At 66.4% G+C, this 16,454-nt stretch carries 11 protein-coding genes; 9 read left to right on the plus strand and 2 right to left on the minus strand.

All coding sequences use genetic code 11. The features are described 5' to 3' along the window. The first annotated feature begins 14 nt into the window (after nucleotides 1-14). From Voc01_RS14515 to Voc01_RS14525, 3 genes are all read left to right on the plus strand, one after another. Nucleotides 15-155 carry a hypothetical protein gene (locus Voc01_RS14515; protein WP_203927927.1) on the plus strand — a complete coding sequence of 47 codons (141 nt, stop codon included), beginning with the start codon at nucleotides 15-17 and terminating at the stop codon, nucleotides 153-155. Between the two features lie 57 nt (nucleotides 156-212). Then, a complete protein-coding gene (locus tag Voc01_RS14520) occupies nucleotides 213-2,054 on the plus strand; it encodes a S9 family peptidase (protein WP_203927928.1) in 1,842 nt (613 codons plus the stop codon). 1,444 nt (nucleotides 2,055-3,498) lie between these two features. Beyond that, entirely contained in the window at nucleotides 3,499-4,053 is a 555-nt protein-coding gene (locus Voc01_RS14525) for a hypothetical protein (protein WP_203927929.1), read from the plus strand. A gap of 170 nt (nucleotides 4,054-4,223) precedes the next feature. On the opposite strand, the gene Voc01_RS14530 is transcribed toward Voc01_RS14525, so the two are convergent. Further along, complete coding sequence (locus tag Voc01_RS14530) at nucleotides 4,224-7,010, minus strand: AfsR/SARP family transcriptional regulator (protein WP_203927930.1); 2,787 nt, start codon at nucleotides 7,008-7,010, stop codon at nucleotides 4,224-4,226. A gap of 448 nt (nucleotides 7,011-7,458) precedes the next feature. Between Voc01_RS14530 and Voc01_RS14535 the strand changes: the two genes are divergently transcribed. From Voc01_RS14535 to Voc01_RS14545, 3 genes are all read left to right on the plus strand, one after another. Further along, nucleotides 7,459-7,701, plus strand: a complete 243-nt coding sequence (locus tag Voc01_RS14535) for a hypothetical protein (RefSeq protein ID WP_203927931.1) — start codon at nucleotides 7,459-7,461, stop codon at nucleotides 7,699-7,701. Nucleotides 7,702-7,746: 45 nt separating this feature from the next. Then, on the plus strand, nucleotides 7,747-8,187 hold the full coding sequence (locus Voc01_RS14540; RefSeq protein ID WP_275423716.1) for a very short patch repair endonuclease: 441 nt from the start codon (nucleotides 7,747-7,749) through the stop codon (nucleotides 8,185-8,187). Nucleotides 8,188-8,253: 66 nt separating this feature from the next. After that, nucleotides 8,254-9,558 (plus strand): ATP-binding protein, encoded by a 1,305-nt coding sequence (locus tag Voc01_RS14545; RefSeq protein WP_203927933.1) that lies wholly within the window; start codon nucleotides 8,254-8,256, stop codon nucleotides 9,556-9,558. Here the strand turns inward: Voc01_RS14545 and Voc01_RS14550 are convergent. Further along, on the minus strand, nucleotides 9,520-11,451 hold the full coding sequence (locus Voc01_RS14550; RefSeq protein WP_239160187.1) for a DNA cytosine methyltransferase: 1,932 nt from the start codon (nucleotides 11,449-11,451) through the stop codon (nucleotides 9,520-9,522). The genes Voc01_RS14545 and Voc01_RS14550 overlap by 39 nt on opposite strands. Nucleotides 11,452-11,928: 477 nt before the next feature. Here Voc01_RS14550 and Voc01_RS14555 point away from each other — a divergent pair, with 477 nt between their 5' ends. The 3 genes from Voc01_RS14555 to Voc01_RS14565 all read left to right on the plus strand — a co-directional run. Next, complete coding sequence (locus Voc01_RS14555; RefSeq protein WP_203927935.1) at nucleotides 11,929-13,416, plus strand: ATP-binding protein; 1,488 nt, start codon at nucleotides 11,929-11,931, stop codon at nucleotides 13,414-13,416. Nucleotides 13,417-13,453: 37 nt separating this feature from the next. Beyond that, nucleotides 13,454-16,255, plus strand: a complete 2,802-nt coding sequence (locus Voc01_RS14560) for a Z1 domain-containing protein (protein ID WP_203927936.1) — start codon at nucleotides 13,454-13,456, stop codon at nucleotides 16,253-16,255. Continuing rightward, nucleotides 16,252-16,454: hypothetical protein (locus Voc01_RS14565; protein WP_203927937.1), on the plus strand; the 203-nt coding region annotated here is incomplete at its 3' end. The genes Voc01_RS14560 and Voc01_RS14565, both read left to right, overlap by 4 nt.

Raw genomic sequence — 16,454 nt, forward strand, 5'->3', positions numbered from 1 at the left:
CCTGGGGAGGGGTCATGTCCATCCGTCGGTTCCTGATCGCGGTGGCGGCGCTGGTCGCATTGGCCGGAGGTGCTGTCGTTCAGGCGGACCAGCCGTCGACTGTTCAGGCTCGCGGTTTGTCGATCCAGTGCGGCGACTGCGACTGGCACACGTGACGTCGTAACTCGTCTCCCAGGCCTGTGTCATCGATGTGGACGGAGTGGACAACGCCAGTGACCGGATATCAGGACTTCATCCCTCGTCGGCGGTTCCTTGGCCCGCGGTTCCACGGGGCGTTGGCGGTGTCGCCGGACGGCAGCCATGTTGCCTACGTCGATGACGCCAGTGGGCAGTTCAACATCTCGGTGCAGGCCTTGAAGGGCGGGCCGGCCCGCCGGCTCACCTCCCTCGTGGACTCAGCGGTGCGCCGGGTGGTATGGCACCCATCCGGCCGTTCGCTGATCTTTCAGGCTGACATTGGCGGTACCGAAAAGATTCAGCTGTTCCAGGTGGGCATCGACGGTGGTGACACACAGGCACTGACCGACACGCCAGAAGCGAGCTTCGCTCTGGCAATAGGCGCCCCCGTATCACCCGATGAACGGCGGCTCGCGTTTTCGGGCAATGATCGGAACCGCGCCGTCCAGGACGTCCTCGTGAAGGACCTTGCTTCGGGCGTCGTTGAGCGCGTGTTCGACGCCGGTGGGCGGATGTACGCAGGGCACTGGTCGCCCGACGGTACGCGGTTGACGGCGGTGGACTGGCGCGAGAACAACAGCGACCACGTCGTCTACCTGGTCGGAGCCGATGGTGGCGCGCCCTTGCGACTGACGCCCGACACCGGCGAGCCGGCAATCTACGGACTAGGACCATGGTTGCCGGACGGCTCCGGCTTCCTGGTGGTCAGCAACGCCGGGCGGGAGTTCGCCGGCCTGGCCGTGCTGGACGCGGAGACGGGGGAACTCTCCTGGCTGGACGTCCCCGATTGGGACGTCGAGCGTGCGGCGTTGTCGACTGACGGCAAGACGTTGATCTGGACGGTGAACATCGACGGCGGCAGCCAGTTCCGCGGACGGGACCTGTCGTCGGGCGCGGCGTTGCCATTGCCGGAGCTACCGATGGGTGTGGTGCGGGAACATGCGGTAAGCCCGGACGGTCGGCATCTGATCTTCGGGTTCGCCTCGGCGACAAGCCCGTGGAACGTGGTGGTGCTCGACCTGGCGACGGGAGATCTGCGGTCGCTGACCGACAACGGTCCTTCGGTCGCTGATCCCGCTGGTCTGGTGGAGCCGGAACGAGTGCGGTATCTGGCTGACGACGGGCTCGAGATTCCGGCAGCGCTCTACAGGCCACGCGGCGTGACCGACCGGGTGGGGGTGGTCCTCGCGATTCATGGTGGTCCGGCGGCGCAGGAGCTTCCGGAGTACAGCTACGACGGGTTCTACCAGGCGCTCCTGGGACGCGGGCTGGCGGTGCTGGCACCGGACGTGCGCGGCTCAAGCGGTTACGGCAAGTCCTACCTGCGGCTGAGCTTCCGTGACTGGGGCGGCGGCGATCTGGGCGACTGTGCCGCAGCCGTGCGTTGGCTGCGGGAGCAGCCGTGGGTGGACCCGGATCGGATCGGTGTTTATGGCGGTTCGTACGGGGGCTTCCTGACCCTGTCGTGCGTGTCGCGGCTGGCGGATCTGAATTGGGCGGCCGCCGTCGACGTGTGTGGGCCGAGCAATCTGGTGACCTTCACCCGGTCGCAGCCGCCGACGTGGCGTCACAAGGTCGCGGTGATGGTCGGAGACCCGGACACCGATGAGGACTTCCTGCGGTCGCGGTCGCCGGTGACGTACGCGGATGAGATCCGGGCGCCGTTGTTCGTTGTCCAGGGGGCCAACGATCCACGGGTGCCGCAGCCGGAGAGCGACCAGATCGTGGAGAGGCTCCGGGCACGTGGGGTGCCGGTGCGGTACGACGTGTACCCGGACGAGGGGCACGGCTTCAGCAAGCGGGAGAACCTGGCCCGCATGCGTACGGACGTGGTCAACTTCCTGGCGGAGCATCTCGGCCCGGCAGACCGCTCATAGGGCTGGCAGACGGTAAGTACATTCCTCAAGCCGCTGGGCCACGATCGCGAGAGATGGGCCCGTGGTCGGGCAAACGCTTCGCTCACTCCACGACGCGCAATCATGGGATTGGGCGGGGAGTCGGACATTGACCATCTCGGGTAAGGGGTTTACAGATCTGGCTGAAGGACGCGCACCCGATCATGGTGCGTCGGATCGGTTCTTCCGCTGTTCAGGGCTTGGCTAACGCCGCGCACCGCTCTGACCGAACGTGCCTGATGGTTCGATCGGACTGACCGCAATATTCAGAGGGTCAGGCGAACGGGCCACTTGGGCAATGTGAGCGATGCCTGAAGAGAACTATCGTCCAAAGAAACCAACTCCGCTCTAGGCGAAGGGCGTCTCATGGACTGGGTCTCCTTGATTGTGGGCGGCATCTTCGGCGCTTTGGTCGGCCTTCCGATACAGAATGTTGCTTATCCACGGTTATCCAACTGGGGCGCAACGCGACGTAGGCAGCGATCGTACGAAGCGAATAATCGAGCTTGGAGAGCAGTCGAGGACGCAATGGACCTACGCTTGGTTCAGGAGGGTTGGGACCAAGACGGCTTTTTCGTTCCCGGAACAGCTCGAATGCGCCTCGACGGAAGATTCGAATTAAAGGATGAGGCACTAATTCGCATTCGGGCCGCCCACGCGCCTGCCTGGTTGGCACAGAATCGTACCGACGATGAACAGGTAGGAATCTCGTCCTTTATGGCAGTGCGAGTTTCTGACGAACCTGCCGATGAATTGCGCGGCCGTGCGCACGTACTGGAGCTTAAGACCCACACATACCGATACTTTGATTACCTCGCTACGCATGATCTACTTAGGGACTGCGCCGAGAGTGACAGGGCTGCGCTTGCTGGTGTAGTGGGCACGCCACGGGCTGATGCGCCTGTCGACGGGTTTCCTAATCCTTGCAGTGTCGGAATCTCATTGATCTGCGAGGACGGCGACTATTTGGTACTGACTACTCGGTCCAGGCATGCCGCAGGCGGAAGGCAGCTGGGTGACAAGATTTTCAATGCGGTCGGAGAGAACGTCGCTCCATCGGACTTTACGCCTTACCTCGATGGTTCGCACCTCGCCACCCCGGACGAGGTTGCGCGGCGCGGATTACATCAAGAGGTTGGCTTCTCGGGAGATGACATCCAACTTTGCTCGAAGATCGGTATACATAGCTATGCCTGGTCACCGGTCATATATGATCACAAGTTCTTCGGACTTGCGATCACACCCCTTTCGCGTGGCGAAGTAGAGTACAGGATGAGAACAGCCAAAGACTATCTAGCTGAGTCTGCGGGAGTTCAGTTCCACCCCGTTCGAACGCGCGAACAATGTTCCCAGCTTCTCCGCTTGATCAAGGAGCATCGCGATCAATGGTCGCCCGAGGCGACGTTCTCAACGATCCGATCGCTGCTTGTCCTTCGACGCCTGCGTCCATCGGATCTCGTTGAAGCGTTCCGATAACGAGCCTCTGCTTTCGATGGTTGAGTTTGCAGAAGAAACCGCATGTCCGGCGAATCAGTCGAAGGGGGAGGCTCGCGTGATGCGCAGAGTACTCGGATCGCTGGTACTTGCCGGCATCGCAGTTACGTGCGTCGTCGTCTCCGTGAGGACGGCTGTTCCGAAGAGTGAAGGGTTCTTCTTCGAGGAAAAGATCTCTCCGCCAGGTGTGTTCGAGTACGCCGTAAGTTTCTTCTGCTGGGGATTCATTTTCGCCATCCCCGCAGCCCTTATCGTCAAGTTGTTCTTTCCGCTGGAAGACCAGGCATCGTCGCGAACGCTGGTGTCCAAACAAGGCCAGTCGGTCCGACACCCGCAGAACGAGGAAGATCGGCGTAAAGCCGGAACGACTTGTACAAGGTGCGGACTGGCCACAGACGCTCAGTTCTTCCAGTCGACACCAAGCGACACGGACCGGACCGTCCTCTGCGCCTCATGCAGTCGACTGAAACGACGCCGTGGCGCGTGATCAAGGGCCACGCTCATACCGATGGTCTCGCGCGATGCCAGCGCTCTTGGTCGTCGCAGCGAGCGAGCGACGCGCCCGCCGACATCGATCTGCTGCCTCGCCCGCGGTCTGCGCCGAGGGGATTCGAGGTGGCGTCACGGGCGGAGGGAGGCCTTGCGATGATTCGCTTGCTACGGCGTCCGAAGCCGCTCAAGATCGCGCCGGATGGAGTCGAGTAGGAGTGTCGCCCTGGGCTGCTCAGCCAGTTCAAGTGCTTGGAGCAGAGTCGCACGGGCTAGTTCGGGCTCGTTGAGGGCCAGGTGACACTGGCTCAGTCCGCGTAGTGCCTGCCCGACGCCAGTTATGTCGCCCAGGTCGCGGCAGTCGACGAGCACCTTAGTGAACTGCTCTCGAGCGTGCTCCAGGCGTCCCTGCTTGACACGCAGGTTGCCGAGCCAGAATCGGGTCTGGGACTCGACTCGTCGGATCGGTCCGTGCGTACGGCAGAGCTCCAGCGACTGCTGGAAGTAGCTGTCAGCTGCGGCCAGATCGGATCTGGACAGGTGGATCTGGCCGATGCCGCGGAGCACATGCGCCTGCCCGCCGACGTCCCCGGACTCCGTCAGCAGGTCGAGGGCCGCGATGTACGAGTCGAGCGCTTCGTCGTGATGGCTGAGGAAGCGGTGGGCCATCGCGACGTAGGCGGTGGCGACGCCGGTGCCATGCCGATGACCGATGGACTTGAACAGGGCGAACGATCGCTCGAACAGACGGAGTGCCTCGGCTGGCATCTGTCGGTCGGCGTGCAGCTTGCCGAGTTGGTGCAGCAGGGACGCCTGCCCGAGGACGTCGTTGGCGCGGCTGGCGACCGACATGGCGGTGTCAAGGACCAGGTGCCATTCGTCGAAGGCGCGCTGGAGTTCCAACAGACCGGATGATGCGACAGCGATGTTCCAGCAGACTGCGGTGTTGCCGTCGCGGTCGGCTTGTCGTAGGGCGGGCATGATGCCCACGCGGGCCGTCTGGAACCAGTCCAACGGCTGGGATCGAATGGCTGCGCCGACGCCGGCGGGAAGGGACGTCTCAACGTCGCCGTGGACCACGAGGTGGTCGGTGTCGTAGGCGGCTCGATGCGCGGTCCGCAGCATGGCGAGCCATGCGGCGTGGACGCGTTCGCGGTGCTCCTTCCGGACAACGGGTGGATCCTCGATCCGGGCTCGTTCGCTGGCGAACAGCCGGACCAGATCGTGCAGGCGGTACCGGATGGTGCGGGTCGCATCGGAGCCGGCCACATCCAGCAGGTACGCATCCACGAGTTGGTCGAGGACGAGGTCAGCCTCGGGTGTTGCCGTGTCAAGCGCGGCGGCGACCTGCCAGTTGTAAATCGGCCCAGGAGTGTCACTGAGGATCCGCAACGTTCGTTGAGCGACCTCGTCCAGCCCTCTATAGCTGACGGCGATGCTCGCTCGGACGTCGAGGTGCTCGTGTACGAGGTGGTTGAGCCGCTGGTCCTCGTCACGGAGGTGGTCGGTAATCCAGTCGACGGTCCAATGTGGTTTGGCGGCGAGCTTGGCTCCGACAATGCGCACCGCCAGCGGTAGCCGACCGACGAGATCGCACAGAGCCGGGACGTCCGCGTCCGCCGCTCGATGCGATCCGATCATGCGTTGAAGGAGCCTCGTCGCATCCTCGACGTCGAGTACGTCGAGGTTCAGGGGTGTGGCGCCGAGGGTCGCACCGAGCCTCGCACGACTGGTGACCACGACTGCGCAGAGCCGACCTGCCGGGAGTAGCGGCGCGACCTGCGAATCGGAGTGGGCGTTGTCCAGGATGACCAGGATCCGGCGGTCGGCGACCAGATCGCGGTAGAGCTCGGCGCGTTCGTCCTCGCTTTCCGGGACCGTCGAGCCGTCGACGCCCAAAGCCCGTAGAAATCGGCCGAGAACCTCCCGTGCGGTCGGTGGTCGGTCGTCGTCGGCGTGGAGGTCGACGTAGAGCTGGCCGTCGGGGAACTGGGCTCGGGCCATGTGCGCGATGTGGACGGCGAGCGCAGTCTTTCCGACACCTCCTGGGCCGGCGATCGCGATGACGGCAGTGCTGGTGCGGCCGTCGGGCAGGAGCAGGTCCGCAACCCACGCCAGCTCTGTTGCGCGTCCCGTGAAATCGTTGACGTCGGCGGGGAGCAGTTTCGGAATTGCCGGCCGGAACCGCGGGATGTTCGTAAGGGCAGGTTCGGGTCCGGCCTGGGACAGTAGTTCCTGGTGGGCGAGGCGCAGTTCTTCGCCCGGATCCGTGCCGAACTCGGTGGCCAGCCAGCGGCGGCATTCATCGAAGAGTTTCAGCGCTTCGGTGCTGCGGCCGGCCTGGTGCATGGCGCGCAGGAACCGCGCGACGAGCGGCTCCCGGATGAGGTTGTCCCGGACAAGCGGGAGGAACTCGTCGACGATGCGTCCGGCTTTGCCCGAGCGCAGCTCGAGGGCGAGAAGGTTCTCGACGGCCGTCAGGCGCTCCGACTCCAAGGCGTGGCCGTGGACGTCGGCGATCTCTCGTGTGGTTTCCTCGCCGAGCAGCGGTCCACGCCACAGGGCGAGGGCCGCCCGGATCTGTTCGATCGTCTGCTCACCGGACGGCGCGGTCTCGGTCTGCTTCAGTAGGTGCCGGAAGCGGAGGATGTCGACGGAGTCGGTGTCTGCTTCGAGGATGTAGCCGCCGATTCGCGAATCGAGTCGGACGCCGTCTTCCGTGGTGGCGTCCAGGCCTATCGCCGATCGGGCCTGGGAGATTCTGGTCTGCATGATCGACCGTGCCCGTTGAGGCGGATTGGCGCCCCAGAGAAGATCGATCAGCCGCTCCAGGGAGACGGGGCGGTTGGCGTTGAACGCAAGGATGCCGAGCACGGTTCGTACCTGTCGGCGGGCGATGTGGACCATGCGTCCATGGCGGACCACCTCCAGTGGTCCGAGCACGCGGATCTCCACGCGGCGACGTCCTTCCGTCCGCTCTCGGAAGTTATGCCGATCAATGCCTTGGCCGTCACGAATGGTAGCAGGGGGATTGCAAGTTGCAACGTGTCCGGCGCGGTCGAGTGTTGCCGGGTTGACGGCAGGCCCGCTCGCCGTGCTGCTGTTTAGCGTTCTGTCCGGGCAGTTCTACTGAGTTCGGTAACGAAAGTCGTAGGCCATCGGGGTGGGCATGGCGAACGCCAGAGCCTCAGGGTCAGGGCGTCCACACCTCCCGGCTCGGGCGCGGTACCCGCTTTGAGACCGATCTGACGGACCGGCCGTCAACCTCGCCGTCTGTCGGGCTGCCATCTGCCGACGGGTCACGTCTGCTTGCGGGACAATGTTGCGCGGCACGACGGTAAGAGAGCGGATACCAGCGTTCCGCTTCAGGGGAGGGGTTCCTGTGGCGCCAGATGATGTACTCGTGCGGCAGTACGCAGAAGCGATCATCGCGCTGGTCCGCGCGGACATCCGCGACGGACGGATTCCGCCCGACGTGAGGTCCTTCTCCGACCTGCACGCGTACGTCGATGCGAACGAGTACGCGGACGATGTCGGTGTGCCGCAGTCCGCCGGCGACTACGACCTCGTCAATGCCGTCGAGTCCCGTGTCGACGAGATGCTTGCCGCCGGATCCGTCGACAGGTCGGGACCGGCGGACGAGTAGCAGCCCGAGTGCGATGACGGTGGTCCCCGTCGGCACAATGTCCGCGTGAGGAATGCGGCCGGAGCCGCTGGGCGACGCCCGCCACCGCTCAGCGCCACGGTCTCGGCGCAGATGAGCCGGATGCCGCGGGCGTCGACCGGTCCGGAGCTGCTGATCCGGCGTGAACTGCATCGCCGTGGTCTCCGGTTCCGTGTGAACCACAAGCCCCTGCCGGGTCGTCCCGACGTGGCGTTCACCCGTGTACGGCTGGCTGTCTTCATCGACGGCTGCTTCTGGCACATGTGCCCGGAGCACGGCACTCTGCCGAAGAACAACGCAGAGTGGTGGCTGGCGAAACTGCGTCGCAACGTCGAGCGCGATGCGGAGAAGGACGACAAGCTCGCCGCGTTGGGCTGGAGTGCCCACCACTTCTGGGAGCACGAGGATCCTCTCGCGGTCGCGGACACCATCGAGGCCCGATGGCGCGAGCTAAAGGATCCGGCCTGAACGTCCGGTGATCATGACGTCGGGTGTGACATCCTGGTCCCCACGGACAACGGACCGGAGGTGGACATGGCGCGAGAGGCATGGTTCGAGGTCGCTCCGTCGGCGGCCCGCCTGACGGGCTCGATGCGCGACATCGGCTACGACTTCCCGACCGCGGTGGCTGACATCGTCGACAACAGCATCGCCGCCGGCGCCACACGGGTGGACGTCATGGTCGAGTTCGACGGCGCCGATTCACGGGTGTTCATCACCGACGACGGCTCCGGGATGTCGCCGGGCGCGTTGCTGGAGGCGCTCCGGCTGGGCAGTCGTCGGAGTTATGCGGGCGGGGAGCTCGGCCGGTACGGGTTGGGTCTGAAAACGGCTTCGTTGTCGCAATGCCGGTCGCTGACGGTCGTGACGCGCAACAGCCGAGCCGCCGTGCGGACCTGCGCCCGTGCACTCGACCTCGACCTCGTCGAGGAATGGGACGAGTGGGCGGTCGTCGATCCCGGACCGGATCCGCAGGTGGCCCGGGCCCGGAAATGGCTGGCCGAAGGTCCCGGCACGGTGGTCCTGTGGCGCAACCTCGACCGCGTGCTGCCCGAACGTAACCCGGACGGGGGCTGGGCACGCCGACGGTTGGAGGCCCTGGCGACGAAGACGGCCGAGCATCTGGCCATGGTCTTCCACCGGTTCATCGAGGGGCTGGAGGGCCGTCCGCAGCTGGTGCTGACGGTCAACGGGAACAAGGTCGAGCCGTGGAACCCGTTCGCGCCGCACGAGGCTGCCCGGACCGAGCTCGCGTCGCACGCGTTCGAGCTGAACATCGGCGAGCGGGCCGGTCATGTGACGCTCCGCAGGTTCGTGCTGCCGTCCCGTGACCGCTTCTCCGCCCAGGCGGAGTTCGACCGGCTGTCCGGTCCCTTGAACTGGAACCGGCAGCAGGGCCTGTACATCTACCGGGCCGACCGGCTCGTGCAGTGGGGCGGCTGGGGCGGCATCCGGGGGATCGACGAGCACACGAAGCTCGCCCGTGCGGCTCTGGACTTCGGTACGGATCTCGACGCGGTCTTCAACATCAACGTGGCCAAGATGAGGGTGACGCTTCCGCCGCAGCTGAGGCACATGCTGGAGACGTCGATCAACGAGCTGTGCGTGTACGCCAACGACGCCTACCGCAAGACGCCGCGGGGGGCGACAAGGCCGGTGCCGCCGGACCTCGGGGCGCCGGCCGAGCAGCGGGCCGCAACCCATGCCGCTGTGTCGGCGGGCGTCGCGGTGCGGGCGGCGGCGATGCAGGCGGGGGAGTGGCAGGCGTGGCAGCGAATCGCCGCCGTGCTCCGCGAGACCTCACCCGAGGTCGTCGAGCTTCTGGGCCTCGACACCTGACGGCGGGGTGTAGAGCTGGAAGAGCTCGGGCTCGTGGTCGGCGGCCGGGCACAGGTCCCGTAGCGGGCAGTGGGCGCACTTCGGAGTCTCCGGTGTGCACAGGCTGTTGGCGAGCTCGATGAGGCCGAGGTGGGCGTGCCGGGCGTTGGCGTCGTCGCCCACCATGCGGGCGACGGCGATCCGGCCGTCGCTGAGCCGGTTCTTCCTGTCGACGGGTTCGCCGCTGAACCGGGCCGCGACCCGCAGCACGCCCTTCCCCGCGAGGACGGGCTCCTCGGCATCGTCCTCGCCGGCGACCGGAACGGCCAGGATCGCCAGGTCGGCCAGGGTCTCGAACAGCCCCGGAAGCGCCCTGAGCCGGTCACCTTCGTCGAGGATCTCCGGTTCACCGGCAAGCACCGCAGCGAGCTCGAGGATCCGGCTGCCACGGGCCTCCCGCTGGATCCAGCGGGACATCTCGGTGAGCTGGTCCTCGGCCGCGATGGTGTCCTGAGGGCTCGCCCACATGCGCAACAGGCCCCACAGCGAGCGCACGGTCATCGGCTGGGCGCGGTCGAGCAGGATCTCGGCCTGGATGACCTGCCACCGGGTCTCGGCCCGCAGCCACGGCACCAGCTGACTGGTTCCGGAGGTGAACCAGTCAGCGACCCGTTCGGCGACCTGGCGGGTCTGGGGTCGGGCTGGTCTGGGTGCGTCGACCGCCGCACGGACCGCAGTGGCCAAGTGACGGCCGAGCAGCGGCGGCACGGCGTTGCCGATCTGCCGGAAGGCGGCAGACGGGGGGCCGGCGAACCTGATCCGGTCCGGGAACGTCTGGAGCCTCGCCGCCTCCCGCACCGTGAGGGTGCGGTTCTGCTTCGGGTGGATGTACCAGTAGCCGTCCTTGGCGATATGCGCGGTGATCGTCCGTGACGGCCCGTCGGCGTCGAGGCGCTTGTACTTGTCGTCGAAGATGTCGGCCCGGTAGCGACGCATCTCCTCGGGCAGGTCCGAGTACCGGGTGGTGGAGTCCATCAGCTCGAACGCCCGCGCGTCATCCTCACGGACCGGCCGCGTGATGTGGTCGAACACCTTGGCCCGGTCGTCGTCGGCGACGCCCTCGCGCATCGCCTGTTGGAAGGTGGCCCCCGGCTGCGGACCGGCGTAGTCGGCCCAGCCGTACATCCCACCCTCCGGCCGCCAGCCACCCTCGACCTCGGGCAGGTCGCCGATCGCGTTCATCACGGTGACCTGCACCGGTTCCTCGGGCGGCCAGGTGAACTCGGTCCGGTCGGCGACCGCGACGATGATCAGACGCTGACGGAACTGGGGCACCCCGTACCGGCGGGTCTCCACCACGCGGGCCTGCACCCCGTACCCGAGTTCCTCCAGCTCGTGGACGATGGTGCGGAAGATGAACATCTCCTTGTCGAGTGCCATGTCCGGCACGTTCTCCATGAGGACGGTCTGCGGCCGGGCCGCGCGCACCACCTCAAGGAACGACCGCCACAGGTCCCGGCGCTCGTCGTAGGGGTCCCGCATTCCGTGACGGACCCGGTGGCGGATCATCGACCGGCCGGCCTTCGAGAACGGCTGGCAGGGCGGACCACCGGCGAGGAGCTCCACTCCGGTCCGGCGGATGAGGTCGGCAACCTCGGCGATCCGGTCCGGATCCCCGAGGTCCCAGTCCACCGTCATCCCACCGTGGTGGTGCCGGTGCGTCTCGACCGCCTCGTCGTCGTGATCGACACCGAGGACCACCCGGTAGCCGGCCGCTTCCAGGCCCAGGCTCAGGCCACCGGCGCCGCAGAACAGGTCGGCCGCCAGCCGTGCCCCCTGCTCCCGCAGCGCGGCTGTCCACGCCAGTAGCGCGGCGCTGTCATCACACGCATCGGCGTTCGCAGGGAGTTTCACGAACGGACCGCGGACGAGCTTCACCGCGTACCCGCCATGGCCCCGTGGCGTTCTTGGCGGCGGAGGTTCGGCGGCGGTCATGACCGGCCACGTTACCGACACCCGGCAGGCGCTGGACGGCTGGCTCGCCCATGTCCACCCGCTGTCCCGTCATCCGTCCGGCAGAGGCGGGTGGTCGTACACAATGGCCACAGCCCATGCCGGCCGTCCGAGTCGCCGGTGACCAGTGTGCATTCAGGTGATCGTCCGGTAGTGCCCCCGCCGCTCGGATGACCCGCGGCGACGGACAGGCATCGCTGTGCGGCGAAGGTGTCGACTTGATCCGCAACCTGCTCGGCGCCGTTGACGGAGCGTGATCCGCTGCCGCGTCGCCCTATACTCTCGGGGACCTAACGGACACTCTGTGGGTCTGTCCGACGCCCGAATTAGTGCACAGCGGAATCCGATGACGTTTCATCCCACCGGATTGGAACCGTGGTGAATCACGACGTAACACCTGGCTACGACATCGCCAGCCCGGATCCCGCTGGCACGGTGGCGTCGTTGCGGTCGCTCGGCTACAGCCTGGAGGCTGCGGTGGCCGACCTTGTCGACAACAGCGTGTCGGCTGGGGCGCGGCGGGTGGACGTGGTGTTCAGCTGGGACGGCCGCGACTCATGGGTCGCGGTCGTCGACGACGGCCGGGGCATGGACCGCGACGAGCTGGTGACGGCCATGAGAGTCGCGGCGCGTGGTCCGTCGACGGACCGGACTGTGCACGATCTCGGGCGATTCGGGATGGGCCTGAAGACCGCGTCGTTCTCGCAGGCGGGGCGGTTGACCGTGTCGAGCCGGCCGGCGGGTGGCGCCATCACCGTACGGACGTGGGACCTGAACGTCGTCGCTGAAACGGGGGAGTGGCGTCTGCTGCACGGCGCGGACGCAGGAACGCGGGAGGTACTCGGCCGACTCGAAGACGGCTCGGAGTCCGGGACGGTCGTGCTCTGGAGGAGCCTGCACCGGTTCGATCTCGACGGTGTCGTTGTGGACGATGCCGTGGTCCAGCGGCAGTTCTATGTGGAGATGGGCCGGGTCGAGGCCCACCTGGCGATGGTCTTCGGTCGGTTCCTGTCCGGTCGCGGGCGCCTGGAATTGACGGTAAACGGGACCTCGCTGACCGGGTGGGACCCGTTCCTCCGTACCCACCCGGGAGTGCAGCGGCTTCCAGCGGAGGAGATCCCGGTCGGCAGCCACTCGGTGCGGATCGAGCCGTACGTCCTTCCACATCCGAAGCGGTTGGAGAAGGACGCCGACCAGGCGGCAGGGCCTGCGGGTTGGCTGGACCAGCAGGGCTTCTACGTGTATCGCCGCGACCGGCTGATACTCGCGGGCGACTGGCTCGGCATCCGTACGTTCCGGCGGGATGAGCGCTACAACCTGGCTCGGATCGCCGTCGATGTGCCTGCGGAGGCTGACTCCGACTGGGCGATTGACGTCCGGAAGTCGGCCGCTGTTCCTCCGGTGGGCGTCCGCCGTCATCTGCAACGCATCGGGCAGCGGACCCGCACTCTGGCGGCCGAAGTGCTCAGCCACCGGGGCCGCATCAACGCACGTGCTCACGGTGCCGAGTTCGTCTATGCCTGGCGTGTCGACAAGACCGACGGTCGGATCCGGTGCCGCATCAACCGCGAACACCCGCTGGTGCGCGAGGTTCTGCGCGGTGGACCCGACGGCGCGGTGGACGCCCGTGCGCTGGTCCGGCTGCTGGAGGAGACGGTACCGGTCGCCGCCCTGCGAATCATGCACGACGTCGATACGGCAGACGATCCGGAGCCCTTTCTCGGTGCCGCTCCCCAGGAGGTCACAGCGGTGGCTGAGCGCATCTACGCGTCCCTTGTGCATCAGGGCCGCACGCCTCACGAAGCCAAACAGCGGCTCGCCGTCATGTCGCCGTTCGACCAGCTTGACGGGTTCTGGCGGGCGTGACCGCGCCGATGCCCGGCAGACCGATGCGGGAGGAACCATGACCACACCACCGGTGGAGCCGGATGAGGCGATGCAGCAGGCCATCAGGCTTGTCCTCGCGGCGCTTCCGACCGACCGCCAGGCCACACCGGCCGAGGTCGACTCCGCAGTTGACCTGGTCATCGCGATGCAACAGCTCCGCAAGACTCCAATCGACGGGACCGTGCTGCGTAAGGAGATTGAAGCGCGCGTGGCCGTCTGGCAGGACGACTCGGTTGGCCTGTACGACGACGCCGACCACATCGAGTGGCTCGCCGACGCACGCGCCGAGCGGTCGTGGGAGTTCTGGGACCGCTACCGTCGCTACCTGGAGGATGTGCGTACCCTGCCGCCCCTGGTCGTGCGGAGGCTGGACCAGAGTACCGACCGGATCCTGCGCCGGATCGAGGATCCCAAGCGGCCTGGCCGTTGGCGGCGCACGGGGCTCGTGGTCGGGCAGGTTCAGTCCGGGAAGACCGGCAACTACATCGGGCTCGCATGCAAGGCGGCCGACGCCGGCTACAAACTGATCGTCATCCTGGCGGGCATCCACAACAGCCTGCGCAGCCAGACCCAGCTGCGGGTGGACGAGGGCCTGCTGGGCTTCGACACCCAGTACCAGCTCCGGTCCGACGAGGAGAAGCGGAACTCGCGCATCGGGGTGGGCGCCATGAGCGGCGCACGTCGGTTGAAGGTCGCTTCGCTCACCACCAGTGCTGAGACAGGTGACTTCCAGCGCAAGGTCGCGCTTCACACCGGTCTACCAATCGGTGACTATCCCGTTGTGCTCGTGATCAAGAAACACCACAGCATCCTCGAGTACGTCCGGAAATGGGTCGTCGAGGTGGAGGGCCAAGAGGACGCGGACGGCGGCCCACCGAAAGTCCGGGACGTCCCTCTGCTGGTGATCGACGACGAAGCGGACCATGCCTCCATTGACGTCAGTCGCGATGCGGACAGCGACCCGTCGGCGATCAACCGAGGAATCCGGAACCTACTGGCGGCCTTCGACAAGGCCGCCTATGTCGGTTACACGGCAACGCCGTTCGCCAACATCTACATCAACCCCGACGCCGACCACGACAAGTACGGCATCGACCTGTTCCCGAGCAGTTTCATCGAGAACCTGCCAGCCCCGTCGAACTACTTCGGCCCGGAGCGGGTCTTCGGACTGCGGGCGGACGATCCCGATGACACCTCCATCGACGCGCGCCCGGTCTTCAGACCCGTCGACGACTCCACGACGTGGATGCCGAAGCATAAAAAGGACTGGGTTCCCCCGGACCAGCTCCCGGGATCGTTGCAGGAGGCCGTCGACGCGTTCGTCCTGACCTGCGCCGCCCGGCGTGCGCGTGGGCAGGTCCGCGAGCACAACTCGATGCTCATCCACGTCACCCGCTTCACCGACGTACAGAAGATCGTTCGCGACCAGGTCCACGAGCATCTCTCACTGTCGCGTGACCGGCTGCGCGACTCGCGCACCGACCAGTCGCGACGTCTCCTGGCCCGCATGGAGGAGCTCTGGAAGAGGGACTTCGTCCCCACCACTGACGCCTTTACGGCCGATGAGGCTCCGCGGCTGTCGTGGGAGCAGGTGGCCGCGGAGATCCCGGCCGCCATCCGGCGCATCGAGGTCAATGCCATCAACGGCACCTCCAAAGATGCCCTGGCGTACTACGAGAACCGCCGGACGGGGCTGAACGTCATCGCGATCGGTGGAGACAAACTCTCCCGTGGCCTGACGCTGGAAGGACTCAGCGTCAGCTACTACCTGCGGACCTCCAACACCTACGACACCCTCTTGCAGATGGGCCGATGGTTCGGGTTCCGGCCCGGCTACGAGGACCTCTGCCGCCTCTACACAACGGTCGACCTGCGGGACGCCTATGCCGAGATCACCGCGGCCGACAACGAGCTGCGCCGCGACTTCGAAGAGATGGCGATAGTCGATCAGACCCCGGAGACCTTCGGCCTCCGGGTGCGGTCGTCGTCCCTGGGCCTGGCGGTGACCGCAGCCAACAAGATGCGGCGGGGCGAGAAGGTCCGGATCAGCTACTCCGGCGAGATCCCCGAGACTACGGCCTTCAGCCTGCGGGAGAGCGCCGTCCGGCAGAACTTCGCCAACCTTGAACGGTTCGTCACCAGGCTCGACCAGATCGGAACGGGTACCGAGGACAAGGGCAGCGTCGTCTGGACGAACGTGAGCCCCACGGACGTCATCGAGGGCTTTCTCGACGGGTACGCCCCCGAGCGCGGCTCCTACCGGGTGCGGCCGGTGTTCCTCTCCGGGTACATCAAGCAGTGCGCGGCCAAGGGCGAACTGTCGCGATGGACCGTGCGCCTGGTCGGGGTATCCAACGCTCCGCCGCGCAAGATCGGTACCAGGGAGGTAGGCCTGGTGAAACGCGCAGCCAAGGAGGACGGCAAGCTCGTCGAACGGTACGCGATCCGGCGGGTGCTCAGTCCCGCTGACGAGACCACCGACCTGACCGACGAGCAGAAAGCGGCCGCCCTGCCGGCGACGATCAAGGCATCCCAGGCCGCCGCAGCGCGAAAGAACCGGACCCCGGTCGTGCCCACGCTCCCCACCGGCCGACCGCTCCGTGAGGCGCGCAGGCCCGACCAGCCGCTCCTGCTGATCTACCCGCTGAACCATCCGGACAAGAGCACATGTCCCGACAAGTCGCCGATCGTCGGGTTCGCGATCAGCTTCCCGGTGTCGAATCATCCGACCGAGACCGAGTACGTCGTGAACACGGTGTGGCTCAAGCGCGAACTGGACGACCTGTTCGACTCCGACGAACCGGATCCGGAACCGTGACCACGCTCGACACCATCACCGAAGCCAGGTGGACGATGCTGGCCGCCGAGCCGCACATCGGCGGGATGGTCTCCCTACGTGTGTATCCGCGGTCGGGGCAGGACATCTTCATCGCGGTACGGCACCCGTCCGGCGAACGAATGCTCGCCGTCCGAGTGCCGACGGCCGCCGCCGAAGCTGCCATCCGTCGGCTCGGTCG

It is taken from the genome of Virgisporangium ochraceum (genome assembly GCF_016863655.1).
GTDB classification, from domain to species: domain Bacteria; phylum Actinomycetota; class Actinomycetes; order Mycobacteriales; family Micromonosporaceae; genus Virgisporangium; species Virgisporangium ochraceum.

Bases quoted from the DNA above. Each gene is read 5' to 3' on its own strand.
- Voc01_RS14515 (WP_203927927.1), top strand. From the start codon at position 15: ATGTCCATCCGTCGGTTCCTGATCGCGGTGGCGGCGCTGGTCGCATTG.
- Voc01_RS14545 (WP_203927933.1), top strand. From the start codon at position 8,254: ATGGCGCGAGAGGCATGGTTCGAGGTCGCTCCGTCGGCGGCCCGCCTG.
- Voc01_RS14560 (WP_203927936.1), top strand. From the start codon at position 13,454: ATGACCACACCACCGGTGGAGCCGGATGAGGCGATGCAGCAGGCCATC.